The following is a 23978-nucleotide window of genomic DNA, read 5'->3' as shown; positions in this document are numbered from 1 at the left end:
CCCCATGTCCCGTCGCGATGGCGACACCCTTCCCCTGACAACGGCCCAGCGCGAGATCTGGCTCGCCGAACAGCGGTCCCGGAACCCGATCCCGGGCTACCGCGTCGGTGAGTGCCTGGAGATCCACGGGCCGGTGGACCGGGAGCTGTTCGAGACCGCGGTGCGCCGGGTGGTCGACGAGGTCGACGCCCTGCACGTGAGCTTCCTCGACGACGGAGAGGGCCCGCGCCAGGTCCTCCGGGAGAGTTGGGACTGGGCGCCGGCGCACCTCGACCTCAGCGGGGAGCCCGACCCCCGTGCGGCGGCCCGGGAGTGGATGGAACGTGACCTGCTGCGCCCGCTGGACCTCTCCCACGACCCGCTGTTCGGGCACGCGCTGATCCGGCTGTCACCGACCGAGTACCTCTGGTACCTGAACTACCACCACGTGGTGCTGGACGCACTGAGCAGCTCGCTGGTCCGGCAGCGGGTCGGCGAGGTGTACTCGGCGCTGGCCGGGGGCGGCGCCGTGCCGCCGTGCCCGTTCGGTTCCCTGCGGGACCTGGTCGACAGCGACGCCGCCTACCGCGCGTCCACCGACTTCGCCGCCGACCGCGCCTACTGGACGGAGCGCTTCGCGGACCGGCCCGCACCCACCCGGCTCACCGGCGCCTCCCCGACCGACCCCAACCTCGCCCTCCGGCTGGCCGAGGAACGGGAACTGCGGCGCCCGGACGCCCTGCGGGCGGCAGCCGGCCGGGTCGGCGTCCGGTGGTCCCGGCTGCTGATCGCGGCGACGGCGCTCTACGCTCACCGGCTGACCGGCGCCCAGGACGTGGTGCTCGCCCTGCCCGTCACCGCCCGCCGGGGCGCCGACCGCGACCTGATGGCCGTGCCCGGCACGATGTCCAACGTGGTGCCGCTGCGGATGACGGTGCGGCCGGACATGTCGTGGCGCGAGCTCGTCGCCCAGACGGCACGGGAGGTCGAGGCGGCCGTCGCGCACGAGCGCTACCGCAGTGAGGACCTGCTGCGCGACCTCGGCGCGCCCGGCGGCATCGGGACGGCGTTCCCGCTGATCGTCAACATCATGGCCTTCAACGCCAGGCCGAGCTTCGCCGGGCACCCCGCCTCCGTGCACCACTTCGTGTCGGGCTCGACCACCGACCTCGCCGTCTGGGTGTTCGACTACCGGGACGGCAACCCGCCGCTGCTCAGGCTCCACGGCGCACCGGAGGCGTACGGCGACGACGACCTCGCCGCGCACCAGCAGCGGCTGCTCCTGCTGCTCGACACCCTCGCGGACTGCGACCCGGACGACCTGGTGGGCCGGATCGAGCTGCTCACGGCCGAGGAACACGGCGAGCTGGCGGCCGTCGGCAGCGGGCTGGCGGCGGCGGCCCCGGCCGCGAGCCTGCCGGAGCTGTTCCGGGAGCACGTCCGGGCGACCCCGGACCTCGTCGCGCTGGTGTGCGGCGACGTCTCGCTGACGTACGCGGAGCTGGACGCGCGCGCGAACAGGCTGGCGCACGCCCTGATCGCCCGGGGCGCCGGACCGGAGCGGCTGGTGGCGGTGGCCCTGCCGCGCTCGGCCGAGCTGGTGGTGGCGATCCTCGCGGTGCTGAAGACCGGTGCGGCGTACGTCCCGGTCGACCCGGAGTACCCGGCCGCCCGGATCGGGTACCTGCTCGACGACGCGCGGCCGACGCTGCTGGTGACCGACGCCCGCAGCGGCGAGCGGCTGCCCGAGGCGGGCTCCGTCGACCGGCTGGTGCTGGACACCGCCGACCTGGACGCGCTGCCGGACACGGACCCGGGGGTGGCCGTCGATCCGGCACACCCGGCCTACGTCATCTACACCTCCGGCTCCACCGGGCGGCCCAAGGGCGTGCTGCCCACGTACGGCGGCCTGCTGAACCTGCTCACCGACCACCGGCAGGCCATGTTCCGGCCGGTGCTCGACGGATGGCAGCGGCTGCGGGTCGCGCTGACCACGTCGGTGTCCTTCGACGCCTCCCTGAACCAGCTGCTCGCCCTGTTCGGGGGCCACGAGCTGCACGTCCTGGACCACGCGACCTGGACCGACCCAGACGCCTTCGTCGGCTACGCCGCGCGCTGCGGGCTCGACTACATCGAGGCCACCCCGTCCTACCTCCGGGTCCTGGTCGCGCACGGGCTGGTGAGCGATCCGCAGTGGCGGCCGGCGCTGGTCGCGGCGGGCGGCGAGGCCGTCCCCGAGCAGCTCTGGGCGGACCTGCGGGAGGCCGCCGGGGTGCGCGGACTCAACCTCTACGGGCCGTCCGAGTGCACGGTCAACTCGGTGGTAGCGCCGGTGGGTTCGAGCCCGCGCCCGGTCATCGGCCGACCCGTCACCAACGCCCGGCTGTACGTGCTCGACAGCGCGCTGCGGCCGCTGCCCGCCGGTGTGCCGGGCGAGCTGTACATCGCCGGTGCCGGGCTGGCCCGGGGCTACCTGAACCGGCCGGTGCTGACGGCCGGGCGCTTCGTGGCGGACCCCTTCGGGCCGGCTGGTTCGCGGATGTACCGCACCGGGGACCTGGTGTGCTGGAACCCGGACGGGAACCTGGAGTTCCTCGGCCGCACCGACGACCAGGTCAAGATCCGCGGCTTCCGGGTCGAGCTCGGCGAGATCGAGGCCGTGCTCGCCGAACACCCCCAGGTCGCCCGGGCCGCCGTGACGGTGCGCAACGAGGAGGAACCCCGGCTGGTCGCCTACGCCGTTCCCGTGGCGGGGCAGGTCGTCCAGCCGGACGACCTGCGGGCCCGGCTGCGCGAGCGGCTGCCGGCGTACATGGTGCCGTCGGCGTTCGTGGTGCTGGACGCACTGCCGCTGACGCCGAACGGCAAGCTGGACCGCCGGGCCCTCCCCGCGCCGGAGCAGACCGCCGCCGTCTCGGGCCGCGCCCCGCGCACCGCCACCGAGCACCTGCTCGCCGGGCTGTTCGCCGAGGTCCTCGGGGTGGCCGACGTCGGCTCGGACGACAGCTTCTTCGACCTCGGCGGGCACTCGCTGCTGGCCACCCGGCTGGTCGCCCGGGCGCGGACGACCTTCGGCGTGGAACTGCGGCTGGGCGACCTGTTCGACGCGCCGACGGTGGCGGAACTGGCAGCGGCGGTGGACGCCGCCGGCCGGGCACGGCCGGCCCTGGGACGGCGGGAGCGGCCCGAGGCGGTCCCGCTGTCCTTCGCGCAGCGCCGGCTGTGGTTCCTGCACCGCATGGAGGGCCCGAGTGCCACGTACAACATCCCGCTGACGCTGCGGCTTACCGGAGAGCTGGACCAGCGGGCCCTGGCGGCCGCCCTCGCGGACCTGGTCGAGCGGCACGAGAGCCTGCGCACGGTGTTTCCGGCGGTCGACGGCGTGCCGTACCAGCGGGTGCTGGACCCCGACGCGGCCCGGCCGCGGCTGCGGATGACCGAGGTCGGCGAGCGTGACCTGCCGGACCGGCTGGCCGAGGCGGCCCGGCGCGCATTCGACCTCGCCGCGGAGCCGCCGCTGCACGCCGAACTGTTCCGGCTGGGACGGGAGGAGCACGTGCTCCTCCTGGTGGTGCACCACATCGCCGGTGACGGCTGGTCGACGGGGCCGCTCTCGCAGGACCTGACGACCGCCTACGCGGCCCGCGCCGAGGGCGCGAAACCGGACTGGGCGCCGCTGCCCGTCCAGTACGCCGACTACGCCCTGTGGCAGCGGGACCTGCTCGGCGACGGCTCGGACCCGGACAGCCTGCTGAACGGCCAACTCGCCTACTGGCGCGCGCAGCTGGCGGACCTGCCCGAGCAGGTGGAGCTGCCGTTCGACCGGCCCCGGCCGACGGCGATGTCCTACCGGGGCGCCCAGCTGCCGGTGCGGATCGACGCCGAGCTGCACCAGGGCCTGCGCGCGCTCGCCCGGGACGGCGGGGCCAGCCTGTTCATGGTGCTCCAGGCCGGGCTGGCCGCGCTGCTGGGCAAGCTCGGCGCCGGTACCGATGTCCCGATCGGAACGCCGATCGCCGGACGCACCGACGAGGCGCTGGACGACCTGGTCGGCTTCTTCGTCAACACCCTGGTGCTGCGCACCGACCTGTCGGGCGACCCGTCCTTCACCGAACTGCTCGGCCGGGTGCGCGCCGACGCGCTCGCCGCGTACGCGCACCAGGACGTGCCGTTCGAGCAGCTGGTGGAGGCACTGAACCCGTCCCGGACGCTGGCGCACCACCCGCTGTTCCAGACCATGCTCGCCCTGCAGAACGCTCCGCTCGGCGCGTTCGAGCTGCCGGGGCTGCGGGTGGCGACCGATCTGGTCCCGACCGGGACGGCCAAGTGCGACCTGACCTTCGTCCTGGCCGAACAGCCCGACGGCCTCTCGGGCGTCCTGGAGTACAGCACCGACCTGTTCGACGAGGCCACCGCCTCCGGGATCGTCGAGCGGTGGCTGCGACTGCTGCGGGCCGTGGTCGCCGACCCCGGCCGGCGGATCGGCCGGGTGGACGTGCTGTCCGCCGACGAGCTGAGCGCCTTGCTGACGGCCGGCGAAGGCCGGGACGGCGAGCTGCCGGAGACCGGCATCCCCGCGCTCTTCGAGCGGCAGGTCCGGGCGAACCCGGCCGCCGTCGCCCTCAAGGACGGCGAAGTCGCCCTGAGCTACGGCGAGTTGAACGCCCGGGCCAACCGGCTCGCGCACGCCCTGATCGGCCGGGGCGTGGGGCCGGAGCGGCTGGTGGCGGTGGCGCTGCCGCGCTCGGCCGAGCTGGTGGTCGCGATCCTCGGGGTGCTCAAGGCCGGCGCCGCGTACGTGCCGGTGGACCCGGAGTACCCCGCGGCCCGGATCTCCTACCTGCTCCAGGACGCCCGGCCCGCGCTGCTCGTGACGACCGGCCGGACCGGCGACCTGCCCGGAGCGGACGGCGTGGACCGGCTGCTGCTGGACACCGCCGACCTGGACGGGAGGCCGGACACCGACCCGGCGGTCGCGGTCGACCCCGCCCACCCCGCCTACGTCATCCACACCTCCGGCTCCACCGGCGACCCCAAGGGCGTCGTGGTCCCGCACCGGAACGTGGTGCGGCTGTTCGACACCACCCGGGAGCTGTTCGGCTTCTGTGCCGAGGACGTCTGGACGCTCTTCCACTCCTACGCCTTCGACTTCTCGGTGTGGGAGCTGTGGGGCGCGCTGCTGCACGGCGGCCGGCTGGTGGTCGTGGACCACGAGACCAGCCGCTCGCCCGGCCGCTTCCTGGAACTGCTCGCCCGCGAGCGGGTGACGGTGCTCAACCAGACCCCGTCCGCCTTCCACCAGCTGATCCAGGCGGATCAGGAGGCGAGGCCCGAACTCGCCCTGCGCACCGTGGTGTTCGGCGGCGAGGCGCTGGAGCCCGCCCGCCTCGCGGGCTGGTACGAGCGGCACCCGGACGACGCGCCGCGGCTGGTCAACATGTACGGCATCACCGAGACCACGGTGCACGTCACCCACGCGGCGCTCGACCGGTCCGGCACCCCGGCCGGCCAGATCGGCACGGCGATCCCGGACCTGCGGACGTACGTCCTCGACGACGGCCTGCGTCCGGTCGCCCCGGGCGTCGCGGGCGAGCTGTACGTCGCGGGCCCGGGCCTGGCACGCGGCTACCTGAACCGGCCGGGCCTGACCGCCGGGCGGTTCGTGGCCGACCCGTTCGGGCCGGCCGGCTCCCGGATGTACCGCAGCGGCGACGTGGTGCGCCGGGCTGCGGACGGAAGCCTGCGCTACGTCGGCCGGGCCGACCAGCAGGTGAAGGTGCGCGGCTTCCGGATCGAGCTCGGCGAGATCGAGGCGGCCCTCGCCGCGCACCCCGGCGTCGCCCAGGTCGCCGTGCTGGCGCGGCAGGACCGCGCCGACGACACCCGGCTGGTCGCCTACCTGGTGCCCGCCACCGGCACCGCACCGCGCGCGGCCGACCTGCGCGCGCACCTGGCCGGGCGGCTGCCCGAGCACATGCTGCCGTCGGCCTTCGTGGTGCTGGACGCGCTGCCGCTGACCGCCAACGGCAAGCTGGACCGCCGGGCCCTGCCCGCTCCCGACCTCGCCCCCGCGGGCACCGGCCGCGCGCCGCGCACCCCGCAGGAGCAGGTCCTGTGCGAGCTGTTCGCCGAGGTCCTCGGCGCGGCGCCGGTGGGTGTCGAGGACGGCTTCTTCGACCTGGGCGGGCACTCGCTGCTGGCGACCCGGCTGGCCGCCCGGATCCGTGCCACGCTCGGCGTGGAGATGCCGCTGCGGACCCTGTTCGAGTCGCCGACCCCGGCCGCCCTGGCCGCCGCCCTGGCGGCGGCCGGACCGGCTCAGGCCGCCCTGGTACGGCGCGAGCGCCCCGAGGTGATCCCGCTGTCGTTCGCGCAGCGGCGGCTGTGGTTCCTGCACCAGCTGGAGGGCGCCGGCGCCAACTACCACATCTCCCTGGCCTGGCGGCTGTCCGGGGCCCTGGACCGGCGGGCCCTGGAGGCCGCCCTGGCGGACGTGGTCGGGCGGCACGAGAGCCTGCGGACCGTCTTCCCGGCCGTCGACGGCGTCCCGTACCAGCAGGTGCTGGACATCGCGGCGGCCCGCCCGCGGCTGCTCGTGAGCCGGACCACCGAGGCCGAGCTGCCCGCCCTGATGGCGGCGGCGAAGGACCGGCCGTTCGACCTGGCGGGCGATGCGCCGCTGCGGGTCGACCTGTTCGAGCTGGCGCCGGACGAGCACGTGCTCCAGGTGGTGCTCCACCACATCGCGGGTGACGGCTGGTCGCTGGGTCCGCTCGCGCAGGACCTGACCGCCGCCTACGCCGCGCGCTGCCGCGGCGAGGAACCGCAGTGGGAGGAACTGCAGGTCCAGTACGCCGACTACACCCTCTGGCAGCACGAGCTGCTCGGTGGATCCGCCGAGCCGGACAGCCTGCTCGCCCGCCAGGCGGCCTACTGGACACGGCAGTTGGCCGATCTCCCGGAGCGGATCCAGCTGCCCGCCGACCGGCCCCGCCCGGCGGTCGCCTCGCACCGGGGCGGCTTCGTGCACGTCGGACTGGACGCGGAGCTGCACCGCGGTCTGCGCGAGCTCGCCCGGGAACACGGCACCAGTCTGTTCATGGTCCTCCAGGCCGGACTGGCGGCACTGCTGAGCAAGCTCGGCGCGGGCGACGACATCCCGGTCGGCAGCCCGGTCGCCGGCCGGACCGACCAGGCACTGGACGAGCTGGTCGGCTACTTCGTCAACACCCTGGTCTTCCGCACCGACACCTCGGGCGATCCGACCTTCGCCGAGCTGCTGGCGCGGGTCCGGGACACCTCGCTGGCCGGGTACGCTCACCAGGACCTGCCGTTCGAGCACCTGGTCGAAGCCCTCAACCCGGCGCGGTCGCTGGCGCACCACCCGTTGTTCCAGGTGATGCTGGCGCTGCAGAACGCGCCCCGGGCCGACTTCGCCCCGCCCGGGCTGCACGTCGACGACATGCCCCTGGCGACGACCACCGCCAAACTCGACCTGATCTTCACCATGTCCGAGCGGCAGGCGCGGGACGGTTCCCCGGAGGGAATCGACGGGATCGTCGAGTACGCCGACGACCTCTACGACCCGGCCACCGTCGAGACGATGTTCGGGCGCCTGGAGCGACTTCTCCGCGCCGCGGTCGCCGACCCGCGGCGGCGGCTGAGCCGGTACGGCCTTCTCTCCGCGGAGGAGCGCGATGAGCTGACGGCACTGGGCACCGGACCGGAGGTGGAGCTTCCGGCCGCGAGCGCGCCGGAGCTGTTCCGGGCACAGGTGCGGGCGACGCCGGACCTGGTGGCCTTGGTGTGCGGTGACGTCTCGCTGACGTACGAGGAGTTGGACGAGCGGGCGAACCGGTTGGCGCACGCCCTGATCGTGCGGGGCGCGGGGCCGGAGCGGCTGGTGGCGGTGGCCCTGCCGAGGTCGGCCGAGCTGGTGGTGGCGATCCTCGCGGTGCTCAAGACCGGGGCGGCCTACGTCCCGGTCGATCCCGAGTACCCGGCCACGCGGATCGGGCACATGATGGACGACGCCGGCCCGGTCCTGGTGGTGACCGATGCCCGGACCCGGGACCGGCTGCCGGAGGCCCGCCCGGCCGGGTGGCTGGTGCTCGACGACCCGGCGACAGCCGCGCTGGTGGCCGGCTGCCCCGCGACGGACCCCCTGGTGGCCGTCGAACCGAGGCACCCGGCCTACGTGATCTACACCTCCGGCTCCACCGGCCGGCCCAAGGGCGTGGTGTCGACCCACGGCGGCCTGCTCAACCTGTTCGTCAGCCAGCGTCCGCTGCTGTTCCCCCGGGGGACGAAGGAGCGGCTGCGGATCGGGCTGACCACCTCGGTGTCCTTCGACGCCTCTTGCGACCAGCTGTCCAGCCTGTACGCGGGCCACGAGCTGCACGTCCTGGACGAGGCGACCTGGTCCGACCCGGACGCCTTCGTCGACTACGTCAAGCGCGCCGGCCTGGACTACGTCAACGCCACCCCGTCCTATCTGCAAGTGCTCGTCGGACGGGGGCTCCTGGACGACCCGGGGCGCCGTCCCGCGGTGGTCTCGATGGGCGGGGAGGCCGTTCCGGACCAGCTGTGGGAGCGGCTGCGGGCCGTCGACCGCGTGTCCTGCCTGAACTACTACGGGCCGTCCGAATGCACGGTGGACGCCGTCGTCGCACCGCTGGAATCGAGTCCGCGCCCGGTGATCGGCCGGCCGCTCGGGGGTATCCGGCTGTACGTCCTCGACAGCACGCTGCAGCCCGTGCCCGCGGGCGTGGCGGGTGAGCTGTACCTCGCCGGCGCGGGCCTGGCCCGCGGCTACCTGAACCGGCCGGCGCTCACCGCGGCACGGTTCGTGGCGGACCCGTTCGGTCCGCGCGGTACGCAGATGTACCGCACCGGCGACCTGGTGCGCTGGGGCGCCGACCGGAACCTGGAGTTCCTCGGCCGGACCGACGGCCAGGTCAAGGTGCGCGGCTTCCGGATCGAACTCGGCGAGATCGAGGCGGCATTGGCGGAACATCCGCAGGTCGCCCAGGTCGCGGTGACCGTCCGGGAGGACCGCGCAGGGGACGTGCGGCTGGTCGCCTACCCGGTGGCCGTCGCCGGGGCGGAACTCCGGCCGGACGAGCTGCGGGCCCACCTGCGCGAGCGACTGCCGGACTACATGGTCCCGGCTGCCTTCGTGCCCCTGGGGAGCCTGCCGCTGACCGCCACCGGCAAGCTGGACCGGCGCGCGCTGCCCGCACCCGTCCACACCGCGCCGAGGACCGGCAGGGCCCCGCGCACCCCGCAGGAGCAGGTCGTCGCAGAGGTGTTCGCCGAGGTGCTGGGCGTGGCCGAGGTCGGGGTCGACGACGACTTCTTCGAGCTCGGCGGACACTCGCTGCTGGCGACCCGGCTGGTGGCCCGGGCGCGCGCCGCCCTGGGCGTGGAACTGGAACTGCGCAGCCTGTTCGAGACGCCGACGGTGGCCGGGCTGGCCGCCGGACTCGGCCGAGCCGGCCGGGCGCGGCTCGCAGTGCGCCGCGTTGAGCGGCCCGACCGGGTCCCGCTGTCCTTCGCGCAGCGCCGGCTGTGGTTCCTGGACCAGCTGGAGGGCGCAGGTTCCGTCTACAACATGCCGCTGGCGTGGCGGCTCTCCGGCCCGCTGGACCGGGCGGCCCTGGAGGAGGCGCTGGCTGACGTCGTCAACCGGCACGAGACCCTGCGCACGGTCTACCCGCAGGTCGACGGGGTGCCGTACCAGGACGTGCTGGACGCGCGGACGGTCCGGCCGCAGCTGCCGGTCACCAGGACCGGCGGGACGGACCTGCCGGAGCTGCTGGTGGCGGCCGCGGCGCGCGGATTCGACCTCGCCACCGAACCACCCCTGCGTGCCGAGCTGTTCGAGACGGCACCGGACGAGCACGTGCTGCTGGTGGTGGTCCACCACATCGCCGGTGACGGCTGGTCGCTGGGCCCGTTGTCGACCGACCTGGCCACCGCGTACGCGGCGCGCTGCCGGGGCGAGGAACCGCAGTGGGCGCCGCTGCCCGTCCAGTACGCCGACTACACCCTGTGGCACCACCAGCTGCTTGGCGACGCGGCCGACCAGGACAGCCTGTTCGCCCGCCAGACGGCCTACTGGACACGGACGCTGGCGGACCTGCCCGAGCAGATCCGGCTTCCCGTCGACCGCCACCGCCCCTCCGCACCCTCATATGCCGGCGGCCACCTCGCGATCGACCTGGACGCGGAACTGCACGGCGCACTGGTACGCCTGGGCCGGGAGCACGGGGCCAGCGCCTACATGGTCCTCCAGGCCGCGCTGGCGGCGCTGCTGGACAAGCTCGGCGCGGGCGACGACATCCCGGTCGGCAGCCTGATCGCCGGCCGGACGGACCAGGCGCTGGACGACCTCGTCGGCTTCTTCGTCAACACCCTGGTGCTGCGGACCGACACCTCGGGCGACCCGTCGTTCGCCGAGCTGCTGGGCCGGGTCCGGGAGGACGCGCTCGGCGCGTACGCCCACCAGGACCTGCCGTTCGAGCACGTCGTCGAGGCCCTCAACCCGTCCCGGTCGCTCGCCCGTCAGCCGCTGTTCCAGGTGCTGCTCGCGCTGCAGAACGTGCCCCGCGCGGAGTTCGAGCTGAGCGGTCTGGGCGCCGAGATCCTCCTGGTCCGCACGCCCACGGCGATGTTCGACCTCGGCTTCCACCTGCTGGAGCGCGGCGGCACCGGCGGGCCGGCCGAGGGCATCGTCGGGCGGGTCGAGTACAGCACCGACCTGTTCGACCACGCCACGGTGGAGGCGCTGGTCGCCCGGTGGCTGCGCCTCCTGGCGGCGGTGGTCGCCGAGCCGGACCGCCCGCTGAGCCGGATCGACGTCCTCACCGCCGAGGAGCGGCACGAGCTGCTGGTGGCGCGCAACGACACCGCTCGACCGGTTCCCGCCGACGGCCTGCCGGCCCTGTTCGAGGCGCAGGTCCGGGCGACCCCGCAGGCCCCGGCGGTGGTGTTCGAGGACACTGTGCTGACGTACCGCGAGCTGAACCGCCGGGCCAACCGCCTGGCGCACGCGCTGATCGCGCGCGGGGTGGGGCCGGAGCAGGTCGTCGCCCTGCGGCTGCCGCGCTCCGCCGAGCTGGTGGTCGCCGTCCTCGCCGTGCTCAAGACGGGCGCGGCGTACCTGCCGGTCGACCCGGACTACCCGGCCGCCCGCATCGCGTACATGCTGGAGGACGCCCGGCCGGTCGTCGTCCTGGACGACCTCGCGGCCGTCACCCCGGCAGAGGAGCGGCCGGAGCACGACCCGGCCGTCGCCGTGGACGCGCGGCACCCGGCCTACGTCATCTACACCTCCGGCTCCACCGGCCGGCCCAAGGCCGTGGTGATGCCCGCCGCAGGGCTGTTGAACCTGCTGGCGTGGCACCACGAGGCCGTCGGCGGCGAACCCGGCACCCGCACCGCGCAGTTCACCGCGATCAGCTTCGACGTCTCGGTGCAGGAGGTGCTCTCCGCGCTGCTGTACGGCAAGACCCTGGTGGTGCCGACCGAGGAGCAGCGCCGCAGTGCCGAGCTGTTCGCGCGCTGGCTCGACCGGCACGAGGTGGGGGAGCTGTTCGCCCCCAATCTGGTGGTCGAGGCGCTGGCCGAGGCCGCCGAGGAGGCCGGGCTGGAGCTGCCGCACCTGCGGCTGGTCGCCCAGGCCGGCGAGGCGATGCGGCTGAGCGGCGCGGTGCGCCGCTTCCAGGCCCGCCGACCGGGCCGGACGCTGCACAACCACTACGGGCCCGCCGAGACCCATGTGATCACCGCCTACCCGCTGCCGGCCGACCCGGCGGACTGCCCGCTGCCGGTGCCGATCGGCCGGCCGATCGCCAACTGCCGGGCGTACGTGCTGGATCAGGCCCTGCGGCCGGTCGCCCCCGGGGTGACGGGCGAGCTGTACCTGGCCGGGGCGGGGCTCGCCCGCGGCTACCTGAACCGGCCCGGGCTCACCGCCACGCGGTTCGTCGCGAACCCGTACGGCCCGGCGGGCGCGCTGATGTACCGCACCGGCGACCTGGTCAGGTGGTCGGCCGACGGCGAGCTGGAGTTCGCGGGCCGGGTGGACCACCAGGTGAAGGTGCGCGGCTTCCGGGTCGAGCCCGGCGAGATCGAGGCGGAGCTGGCCGCGCACCCGGGCGTGGCCCAGGTCGCGGTGCTCGCCCGCGAGGACCGGCCGGGCGAGACCCGGATCGTCGCGTACGCGGTGGCCTCGACGCAGGACCCGGCCACCGCGGCGGCACTGGCGGCGTACCTGCGCGAGCGGCTGCCGGACCACCTGGTGCCGTCGGCCTTCGTGCTCCTGGACGCACTGCCGCTGACGCCGAACGGGAAGCTGGACCGGGCGGCGCTGCCCGCGCCCGACCTCGGCCCGGCCGGAGCCGGGCGCGCGCCGCGCACCCCGCAGGAGCAGATCCTGTGCGAGTTGTTCGCCGAGGTCCTGGGCGTGCCGCGGGTCGGGGTCGACGACGACTTCTTCGACCTGGGCGGGCACTCCCTGCTCGCCACCCGCCTGATGTCGCGGGTCCGGGCGACCCTCGGCGTCGAGCTGGAACTGCGCAGCCTGTTCCGGACGCCGACGCCCGCCGGGCTCGCGGCCGGGCTGAACGGCGCGGGCACCGCGCGGCAGGCCCTGGTGCCCCGGCCGCGCCGTGAGCCGATGCCGCTGTCGTTCGCCCAGCGCCGGCTCTGGTTCCTCCAGCAGTTCGGCGCACCGAGTGCCACCTACCACCTGCCGCTGGCCCTGCGGCTGTCCGGCCGCCTCGACCGGGCCGCCCTGAGCGCCGCGCTGGTGGACGTGGTGGCCCGGCACGAGACCCTGCGCACGGTCTTCCCGCACACCGGCGGAGTCCCGCACCAGCGGGTGCTGGAGGCCGCCGAGGCCGTCGTCCCGTTGACGGCGCGCGCGGCCGGCGAGGCGGAGCTGCCGGCCCTGCTGCGCGAGGCGGCGGTGCGCGGCTTCGACCTGACCTCGGAGGTGCCGCTGCGGGCCGAGCTGTTCGCGGTGGCGCCGGACGAGCACGTGCTGCTGCTGGTGATGCACCACATCGCCGGTGACGGCTGGTCCATGGGCCCGTTGGCCCGCGACCTGGCCGCCGCCTACACCGCCCGGCAGGGCGGTGGGGCACCGGAGTGGCCTCCCCTGCCGGTGCAGTACGGCGACTACACCCTGTGGCAGCACGAGATCCTCGGCGACGAGCACGACACCGACAGCGTGTTCACCCGCCAGGTCGCCTACTGGACGCAGGCGCTGGCCGGGCTGCCCGAGCAGCTGCAGCTGCCCGCCGACCGGCCGCGCCCGGCCGCCATGACCTACGGCGGCGACCTGCTCGAACTCCGGATCGACGCCGAACTGCACGCCGCGCTGGTGGAGTTGGCGCGGCGATCGGGTGCGACGCTGTTCATGGTGCTGCAGGCGGCGCTCGCGGCGCTGTACACGCGGCTGGGCGCGGGCACGGACATCCCGATCGGCAGCCCGATCGCCGGTCGCACCGACGAGGCGCTGGACGACCTGGTCGGCTTCTTCATCAACACGCTGGTACTGCGTACCGACACCAGCGGGGACCCGTCCTTCACCGAGCTGCTGGGCCGGGTGCGGGAGACGGCGCTGTCCGCGTACGCGCACCAGGACGTGCCGTTCGAACACCTGGTGGAGGCGCTGAACCCGTCCCGCTCGCTCTCCCACCACCCCCTGTACCAGACCGGTCTGGTCGTGCAGAACGCGCCCGGCGGCGACTTCGACCTCCCCGGCGTGCGGGTCTCCGGGATGGCCGTGCTCACCGGGACCGCCCGCCTCGACCTGACCTTCGGGTTCGCGGAGGAGCACGGGCCCGACGGCGCGCCGGCCGGGCTCGGCGGTGCGGTCGAGTACAGCACCGACCTGTTCGACCGCGCGACGGTCGAGACGTTGGTCGCCCGCTGGACCAGGTTGCTGGCCGCGGTCGCCGCGGCTCCGGAACGGCGGATCGGCGGGATCGACCTGCTGTCCGCCGAGGAGAGCGGTGAGCTGCTCGCCGCCGTGGAGGAAGGGGAGGCCGCGGCGAGCCTGCCGGCGCTGTTCGCGGCGCGGGTGGCGGCGGCACCGGATGCGGTCGCGCTGGTCTCCGGCGGTGTCGAGCTGACGTACCGTCAGCTGGGCTCCCGGGCGAACCGGTTCGCGCATGCCCTGATCGCCCGGGGTGTGGGGCCGGAGCAGGTGGTGGCGGTGGCGCTGCCGCGGTCGGTGGAGTCGGTGGTGGCGGTCCTGGGTGTGTTGAAGGCCGGGGCGGCGTATCTGCCGGTGGATCCGGTGTACCCGCAGGCGCGGATCGCGTTCATGCTGGCGGACGCCCGTCCGGCGCTGGTGGTCGACGATCCGGCGCTGGTGTCCGAGGGTGACTGGCCGGACACCGATCCGGTGGTCGTGCCCGACGTCCGGCACCCGGCGTACGTGATCTACACCTCCGGCTCCACCGGCCGCCCCAAGGGCGTGGTGGTGAGCCACAGCGGCGTGTCGGGCCTGGTGGCGGCGCAGGTCGAACGGCTCGGCATGGCGCCGGGCAGCCGGGTACTCCAGTTCGCCTCGCCCAGCTTCGACGCGTCCTTCTGGGACCTGTGTAGCGCGCTTCTCACCGGTGCCGCCCTCGTCCTGGCCCCGGCGGACGCCCCGCTGGAGGCGCTGACGGACCACCGGCTCGGCGTCACCCATGTGACGCTGCCGCCCTCGGCCCTGGCCGCGCTGGACGGCGCCGACCTCACGGCCACCACCCTGGTGGTGGCGGGTGAGGCGTGCCCGCCGGAGCTGGTGGCACGCTGGGCGCCCGGGCGCCGGATGGTCAACGCGTACGGTCCGACGGAGACCACGGTGTGCGCGACCATGAGCGACCCGCTGTCCCCGGGAGCGGGCGGTGTGCCGCCGATCGGCCGTGCGGTCGCCGGCTTCCGGGTCTACGTGCTGGACGAGCGGCTGCGCATCGTGCCGCCGGGGGTGGCGGGAGAGCTCTACGTCACCGGCCCCGGCCTGGCCCGCGGGTACCTCGACCGGCCGGGACTCACCGCCGAGCGCTTCCTCGCCTGCCCGTTCGGGGCGGTCGGCGAGCGGATGTACCGCACCGGAGACCTGGTGCGCCGGCGTGCCGACGGGGAGCTGGAGTACGTCGGCCGCGCCGACGACCAGGTGAAGGTCCGTGGCTTCCGGATCGAACTCGGCGAGATCGAGGCGGCCCTGGCGGGGCACTCCGCCGTCGCGCAGTCCGCGGTCCTGGCCCAGGACGACCGGCTCGTCGGCTACGTCACGGCTCGTCCGGACACGACCGTCCGTCCGGCGGAGTTGGCGGCGTACCTGCGCGAGCGCCTGCCGGACTACCTGGTGCCGTCGGCGTTCGTGGTGCTGGAGGTGCTGCCGCTGACGCCGAACGGGAAGCTGGACCGGGCCGCGCTGCCCGCGCCCGAGGCCGTGACCACGGCTGTGGGTCGGGCCCCGCGCACCCCGCAGGAGCAGGTCCTGTGCGAGCTGTTCGCCGAGGTGCTGGGTCGCCCGCAGGTCGGGATCGACGACGACTTCTTCGACCTCGGCGGGCACTCGCTGCTCGCCACCCGGCTGGCCGCCAGGGTGCGTTCGGTGCTCGGCGCGGAGCTGGGGCTGCGCGCGCTGTTCCAGGAGCCCACGGTGGCGGGTCTGGCCGGGGCGTTGATGGAGGCCGGCAACGCCCGCCCGGCGCTGACCGCGCGGGAGCGGCCGCAGGCCGTGCCGCTGTCCTTCGCCCAGCGCCGGCTCTGGTTCCTGCACCGCATGGACGGTGCGGCCGCGACCTACCACATCCCGCTGGCGCTCCAGCTGACCGGGACGCTCGACCGGGCGGCGCTGGACGAGGCGCTGGCCGATGTGGTGGCCCGGCACGAGAGCCTGCGGACGGTGTTCCCGGAGGTGGGCGGCGTCCCGTGCCAGCGGGTCCTGGACCCGGCCGAGGCCCGGCCCCGGGCCGGGTTGACCGAGGTCTCGCTGGCCGAACTGCACCACCGGCTCGCCGAGTTCGCCCGGCAGCCCTTCGACCTGGCGGCGGAGCCGCCGCTGCGGGCGGAGCTGTTCGCGGTGGCGCCGGACGAGCACGTGCTGCTGCTGGTGATGCACCACATCGCCGGTGACGGCTGGTCGACCGGCCCGCTGGCCCGCGACCTGGCCGAGGCGTACGCCGCCCGGAGCGAGGGCCGTGCGCCGAGTCGGTCGAACCTGCCGGTGCAGTACGCCGACTACACGCTGTGGCAGCGCGAGCTGCTCGGCGACGCCGCCGACCCGCAGAGCCGGTTCGCCGAGCAGCTCGGCTACTGGAAGCGCCAGCTGTCCGACCTGCCGGAGCTGCTCCGGCTGCCCGCCGACCGGCCGCGGCCGGCCGTCGCGGGCTGGCACGGGGACCACGTCGGCCTGGAGCTGAGCCCCGAACTGCACGCCGCTCTGACCGAGCTGGCGCGGAACACCGGCACCAGTCTGTTCATGGTGCTGCAGGCGGCGCTGGCGGCGCTGTACACGCGGCTGGGTGCGGGGACGGACATCCCGATCGGCAGTCCGATCGCCGGTCGCACGGACGAGGGGCTGGACGACCTGGTCGGGTTCTTCGTGAACACGCTGGTGCTGCGTACCGACACCAGCGGTGATCCGAGCTTCGCCGAGCTGCTCGGGCGGGTGCGGGAGACGGCGCTGTCCGCGTACGCGCACCAGGACGTGCCGTTCGAGCACCTGGTGGAGGCGCTGAACCCGTCCCGCTCGCTGTCCCACCACCCCCTGTTCCAGACCGTCCTGGCCGTGCAGAACGCGCCGATGGGCCGGTTCTCGCTGCCGGGCCTGGACGTCACCACCTACGCGGTCGCGACCGGAACCGCCAAGTTCGACCTCGGCCTGAGCATGGTCGAACAGTTCGGCCCGGACGGGAACCCGGCCGGGATCGTCGGCGCGGTCGAGTACGCCACCGACCTGTTCGACCGCTCGACGGTCGAAGCCCTGGTGCGGCGCTGGACGCTCCTGCTGGAGGCGGTCACCGCCGACCCGGACCGGTCGATCGGTCGGATCGACCTCCTCGACGTCGACGAGCGGCACCGGCTGCTGGAGAAGGGCAACGCGACAGCCCGGGACGTGGGCGCCGTCCCGGTGCCGCAGGCCTTCGCGGCGCAGGTGGCGGCGACGCCGGACGCGGTCGCCCTCGTCCGCGGCGACGTCGAGTTGACGTACCGGGAGTTGAACGCTCAGGCGAACCGGTTCGCTCACGCGCTGATCGCTCAGGGGGTGGGCCCGGAGCGGGTGGTGGCGGTGGCCCTGCCGCGGTCGGTGGAGTCGGTGGTGGCGGTCCTGGGCGTGTTGAAGGCCGGGGCGGCGTACCTGCCGGTGGATCCGGTGTACCCGCAGGCGCGGATCGACTTCATGTTGGAGGATGCCCGCCCGGCGGTGGTGGTCGACGACCCGTCCATGGTGTCCGAGGGCGACTGGCCGGACACCGACCCGCAGGTCGCCCTCGACGTCCGGCACCCGGCGTACGTGATCTACACCTCGGGCTCGACCGGCCGCCCCAAGGGTGTCGTGGTCGGCCACGGCGGTGTGGCGAGCCTGGTCGCCGCCCAGATCGAGCGGTTCGCGATCGAACCCGGCAGCAGGGTGCTCCAGTTCGCCTCGCCCAGCTTCGACGCCTCGGTGTCGGAGATCTACACCGCGCTGCTGCGCGGCGCGGCCCTGGTGCTGCCCCCGGCGGCGGACCCGGTGGCCGCGCTGACCGACCCGGGCCTGGCGGCCACCCACGCGACCGTGCCGCCGTCCGTCCTGGCCGCCGTGCCGGAAGGCTCGGTGGCGGTGTCGACACTGGTCGTGGCGGGGGAGGCCTGCCCGCCGGAGCTGGTGGCCCGGTGGGCGCCGGGCCGGCGGATGATCAACGCGTACGGTCCGACCGAGACGACGGTGTGCGCGACCATGAGCGACCCGCTGTCCCCGGGGGCGGGCGTACCGCCGATCGGCCGACCGATCACCAACGCCCGGGTGTACGTCCTGGACGACCGGCTGCGACCGGTGCCGCCCGGCGTTCCCGGCGAGCTCTACGTCGCGGGCGCGGGCCTCGCACGCGGGTACCTGAACCGGCCGGGCCTGACGGCCGGGCGGTTCGTCGCCTGCCCGTTCGGCCCAGCCGGTGCTCAGATGTACCGCACCGGTGACCTGGTGCGCTGGCTCGGCGACGGGCAGCTGGAGTACGTCGGCCGTGCGGACGACCAGGTGAAGGTACGCGGCTTCCGGGTCGAGCCGGGCGAGGTCGAGGCCGCGTTGGCCGAGCACCCGGCCGTCGCCCGGGTCGCGGTCCTCGCCCAGGACGACCGGCTCATCGGCTACGTCGTCCCGCGCCAGGACGCTGCCCGGGACGGCGCGTTGGAGGCGGACCACGTGGGCGAGTGGCAGGACATCTACGACGCCCTGCCCATCGCCCCGGAGGAAGCGGCCTTCGGGCAGAACTTCGTGGGCTGGAACAGCAGTTACGACGCGAGCCCGATCCCGGTCGAGCAGATGCGGGAGTGGCGGGACGCGACCGTGGCCCGCATCCTGGCCCTGCGCCCGCGCCGGGTGCTGGAGGTCGGCGTCGGCACCGGTCTGCTGCTCTCGCAGGTCGCGCCGCACTGCGAGACGTACTGGGCGACCGACTTCTCCGCCACCGCGATCGAGGCGCTCACCGCCCAGGTGGCCGGGCAGGAGGACCTGGCCGGGCGCGTGGTGCTGCAGACCCGGCCGGCGCACGACACCGACGGGCTGCCGGCCGGGGAGTTCGACACCATCGTGATCAACTCGGTGGTGCAGTACTTCCCGTCCGCCGACTACCTCGCCGACGTGATCGGGAAGCTGATGCGCCTGCTCGCCCCTGGCGGCGCGCTCTTCGTCGGTGACGTCCGCAACCTGCGGCTGCTGCGTCCGCTGGCCACCGCCGTCCAACTGCACCGGACCGGCGACGACGCCGACCTCGCGGCGGTGCGACGCGCGGTGGAGCAGGCCGTCCGGGTGGAGAAGGAGCTCCTGGTCGACCCGGACTTCTTCACCGCCCTGCGGGAGCACGGTGCGGACATCGGCGCGGTGGCTGTGGAGGTCAAGCGCGGCCGCCACCACAACGAGCTGACCCGCTACCGCTACGACGTGACGCTGCACAAGCCCCCGCTCGCCCTGGCGGCCCCGAGCCGGCCTGTCGAGCTGCGATGGGGGCGGCAGGTCGCCGGCCTGGCCGGGCTGCGCGAGCTGCTCGCCCGGCCGTCCGGCGGCGTGCTGCGGATCACGGGGGTGCCGAACCGCCGCGTGGCGCGGGAGGCCGCCCTGGCCCGCGCCGTGCAGAACGGGGACGGCTCGCTCGCCGAGCTGCTGGAACGGCTGCACGCCCCGGAGGACGGCGACCTCCCCGACCCGGAGGACTTTCACGCCCTCGGGCGGGAGTTCGACCGCGCGGTGGCCGTCACCTGGTCGGCCACCGAGGCGGACGCCGTGGACGTCGTCTTCACCGACCCCCGGGCGCTCCACGGCTCCCCGGTCGAGGCGTACCGGCCGGCCCGGGCCACGGGATCGTCGCTGTCCTCGCTGACCAACCGCCCGACCGGCAACCGGGGCGCCGGCGCCCTCCTGGGCGAACTCCGCGACTGGCTGCGGGACCGGCTGCCCGACTACCTGGTCCCCTCGGCGTTCGTGGCGCTGGAGGCGCTGCCGCTGACGGCCAATGGCAAGCTCGACCGCCGTGCGCTGCCCGCACCGGACCTCGGCCCGGTCGCGGCCGGACGGGCGCCGCGCACCCCGCAGGAGCAGCTCCTCGCCGAGCTGTTCGCCGAGGTGCTCGGCCTGGCCCAGGTCGGCGTCGACGACAGCTTCTTCGACCTGGGCGGGCACTCCCTGCTGGCGACCCGCCTGGCCTCCCGGGTCCGGGCGGTCCTCGGCGCGGAGCTGGAGGTCCGGACGCTGTTCGAGACCCCGACCGTGGCCGGGCTGGCCGCCAGCCTGGAGGGCTCCGGAGCTGCGCGGCCCGCACTGACCGCCCAGGCCCGCCCCGACCGGGTGCCGCTCTCCTTCGCCCAGCGCCGCCTGTGGTTCCTGCACCGGATGGACGGGCCGAGCGCCACCTACAACATGCCGCTCGCGCTCAGCCTGACCGGCGAACTGGACCGCCCGGCCCTGCACGCCGCGCTCGCGGACGTGGTCGCCCGGCACGAGAGCCTGCGGACGGTCTTCCGCGAGATCGACGGCGTGCCGTACCAGGTCGTGCTGAGCGCCGCTCAGGCGCGCCCCGCACTGCCGGTGATGGAGATCGACGAGAGCGCACTGGCCGAACGGCTGGCGGAGACGGCCCGGCGCGGCTTCGACCTGGCCGCGGAGCCGCCCGTCCGGGCGGAGCTGTACGCGCTCGCCCCCGACCGGCACGCGCTGCTGGTCGTGGTGCACCACATCGCCGCCGACGGCTGGTCGATGGGCCCGCTCTCCGGTGACCTCGCCGCGGCCTACGCGGCCCGCTGCCGGGGCGAGGCCCCGCCGTGGTCCCCGCTGCCGGTGCAGTACGCCGACTACAGCGCCTGGCAGCGCGACCTGCTCGGGGACGCCGCCGACCCGGACAGCCTGTTCGCCCGCCAACTCGCCTACTGGAAGGACGAGCTGGCCGGCGTCCCGCAACAACTGCAGCTGCCCGCCGACCGGCCCCGGCCGCCGGTGGCCTCCCAGCGCGGCGACCGGGTCGTGGTCCGGCTGGACGCCGACCTGCACCAGGCCCTGCGGGATGTGGCCGCCGCGCGCGGCGCTAGCATGTTCATGGTGCTCCAGGCCGGACTCGCCGCCCTGCTCACCCGGCTCGGCGCCGGCACGGACATCCCCATCGGCAGCCCGATCGCCGGCCGCACCGACCAGGCGCTGGACGAGCTCGTCGGCTTCTTCGTCAACACCCTGGTGCTGCGCACCGACACGACCGGCGACCCCGGCTTCGCCGAACTGCTCGGCCGGGTCCGGCAGAAGGCGCTCAGCGCGTACGACCACCAGGACGTGCCGTTCGAGTACCTGGTCGAGGTGGTCAACCCCGCGCGGTCGCTGGCCCACCACCCGCTGTTCCAGGTCATGCTGGCCCTGCAGAACGCGCCGCTCGGCGAGTTCGCCCTGCCCGGCCTGGAGACCGGCCACCTGGAGGCGCCGACCGGGACCTCCCGGGTCGACCTGACCTTCAGCCTGGCCGAGCAGTTCCGCCCGGACGGCACCGCCGACGGCCTGGTCGGCGCCGTGGAGTACGCCACCGACCTGTTCGACGCGCCCACCGTGGAGCTGCTGTTCGAGCGCTGGGCCCGCCTGCTGCGCGCGGCCGTCGCCGACCCGGACCGGCCGATCAGCCGGATCGACCTGATGTCCGGCGCGGAACGCCACCGCCTGCTGCACGGCTTCAACGACACGGCCGCACCGCTGTCCACAGCCTCGCTGCCGGAGCTGTTCACCCGCCAGGTGCGGGCCACCCCGGACGCGGTCGCGGTCGTGGCCGGCGGCACCGAGCTGACCTACGCGGAACTCGACCGGCGGGCCGACCGCCTGGCCGGGGCACTGATCCGCCAGGGCGTACGGCCGGAGACGCCGGTCGCGGTCATGCTGCCCCGCTCGGCGGAGCTGGTCGTGGCGATCCTGGCGATCATCAAGGCCGGCGGCGCCTACGTGCCGCTGGACTCGCGCTTCCCCTCCTCCCGCATCGACCTGATCATGCGGGAGAGCGGAGCCGCCCTGGTGCTCACCACGGAGGTGCTCGCCGCACTGGTGCGGTCCGAGGCCGCCGATCCGTCCGACGTCGAAGTCCCCTGCGAACCCGGGCAGTTGGCGTACATCATGTACACCTCCGGCTCGACCGGCCGACCGAAGGGCGTGGCCGTCACCCACCGCGACGTGGCGGGCCTCGCCCTGTCCCCCGAATGGCGGGGCGGTGGACACGAGCGGGTGCTGATGCACTCCCCGACGGCCTTCGACCTCTCCACCTACGAGCTCTGGGTGCCGCTGCTCAACGGCGGCCGGGTCGTCGTCGCCCCGCCGGAGCAGCTCGACCTCGACCTGCTCCAGCACACGATCGCCACCCACGGCGTGACCGGACTCTGGCTGACCGCCGGCCTGTTCCGGCTGGTCGCCGAGGAACGCCCGGGCCTGCTCGCCGGAGTGCGCGAGGTGTGGACCGGCGGCGACGTGGTCTCCCCGGCCGCCGTCGCCCGGGTGCTGGCGGCCTGCCCCGGCATCGAGGTGGTCAACGGCTACGGGCCCACCGAGGCCACCACCCTGGCCACCCGCCACCCGGTGGGCGACCTCCCCGAGAACGCCGCGACCGTGCCGATCGGCCGGCCGATGGCGAACATGCGCGCCTACGTGCTCGACGACCGGCTGCAACCGGTGCCCACCGGCATGGTCGGCGAGCTGTACCTCGCGGGAACGGGCGTGGCCCGCGGCTACTTCGGCCGCCCCGGCCTGACGGCGGAGCGATTCACGACCGACCCGTACGGGCCGTCCGGCAGCCGGATGTACCGCACCGGCGACCTCGCGTCGTGGCGGACCGACGGCACGCTGGACTTCGCCGGACGCGCCGACCACCAGGTCAAGCTGCGCGGCCTGCGGATCGAGCCCGGCGAGATCGAGGCCGTCCTGGCGGCCTGCCCCGACATCGCCCAGGCCGCCGTGGTCGCCCGCGAGGACCGGCCGGGCGACAAACGCCTGGTCGCCTACCTGGTGCCCGCCCCCGAGGGCGCGCCCGAAACGGCGGAACTGTCCGCCCGGCTGCGCCGCGACCTGCCCGACTACATGGTGCCGGCGGCGTTCGTCACCGTGGACGCGCTGCCGCTGACCGCCAACGGCAAGCTCGACCGGGCCGCCCTGCCCGCCCCCGAGTACGGAGCCTCGGACGCCGGACGCGGCCCCCGGACGCCGCAGGAGCAGCTGCTGTGCGGTCTCGTCGCCGAGGTCCTCGGCCGGGAGCAGGTGAGCATCGACGACAACTTCTTCGACCTGGGCGGGCACTCGCTGCTGGCCGCCCGCCTGGCCTCCCGCGTCCGCGAGACCCTCGGCCTGGAGCTGGGGCTGCGGATGCTGTTCGAGGCACCGACCGTGGCCGGTCTCACCGAGCGCCTGGCCATGAACGACCCGGCCGACGCGCTGGATGTCCTGCTGCCGCTGCGCTCGACCGGGACCGGCACACCGCTGTTCTGCGTCCACCCCGGCGGCGGCATCAGCTGGTCGTACAGCGGGCTGCTGAACCACCTCGGCCCGCAGCACCCGGTCTACGCGCTCCAGGCGCGCGGCCTCGGCCGGCCCGAACCCCTGCCGGCCTCCTACGAGGAGATGGCGGCCGACTACGCCGACCACGTCCAGAAGATCCAGCCCGAGGGCCCGTACCTGCTCCTCGGCTGGTCCGCCGGCGGGCTGATCGCCCACGCGCTCGCCTGCGAACTGCAGGCGCGCGGCGAACGGACCGCACTGCTGGCGATCCTCGACGCCTACCCGGTGAAGGACGTGCGCTTCGAGGAAGAGCCCGTACCCACCGTCCGGGACGTGCTCGTCGGCGTGCTCGACGTCGACCCGGCCGAGCTGGGCGACCGGGAGATCACCTACGCCGAGGTCGCCGAGGTCCTGAACCGGCGCGGCAGCGCGCTGGCCGGCCTGAACGAGCGACAGATCGAGGTGATCGTCCAGATCATGATCAACAACGCGAAGCTGGCGGTCGACTTCGTCCCCGGCCGGTACGACGGGGACCTGCTGCTGTTCAACTCCACGATCGACCGGGCCGAGGACAACGCGGGGCCCGCAATCTGGCGCCCGTACGTCGCCGGCCGGATCGAATCCCACGAGATCACCACCCGGCACGACCAGATGACCCAAGCCGGCTCGCTCGCCCAGATCGGACCGATCCTGGCCGCCAGGATCGCCGGGGCCACCGGCGACGCCCACGACTCCGAGGCCACCGGTGACACCGGTGCCGCCACCCTTTCCCACCAGGAGGACTGAC

Annotated in this window: 1 protein-coding gene; it reads left to right on the top strand. The window is 74.6% G+C overall.

Going from position 1 to position 23978, the window contains the following annotated elements; genetic code table 11:
• Window positions 1–4: 4 nt before the first annotated feature.
• Window positions 5–23977 carry a non-ribosomal peptide synthase/polyketide synthase gene (locus ACIPLC_RS11325; RefSeq protein ID WP_400472715.1) on the top strand — a complete coding sequence of 7991 codons (23973 nt, stop codon included), beginning with the start codon at window positions 5–7 and terminating at the stop codon, window positions 23975–23977.
• The last annotated feature ends 1 nt before the right edge of the window (window position 23978 follow it).

This window comes from Kitasatospora sp. NPDC086801 (assembly GCF_044745805.1).
Lineage (GTDB): Bacteria > Actinomycetota > Actinomycetes > Streptomycetales > Streptomycetaceae > Kitasatospora.
The sequence above is the reverse complement of the archived record's forward strand: the minus strand, read 5'-3'. Positions and strand labels throughout refer to the sequence as shown.

Excerpts from the sequence above, each read along its gene's own strand:
- ACIPLC_RS11325 (WP_400472715.1), top strand. The coding sequence starts at position 5 with ATGTCCCGTCGCGATGGCGACACCCTTCCCCTGACAACGGCCCAGCGC.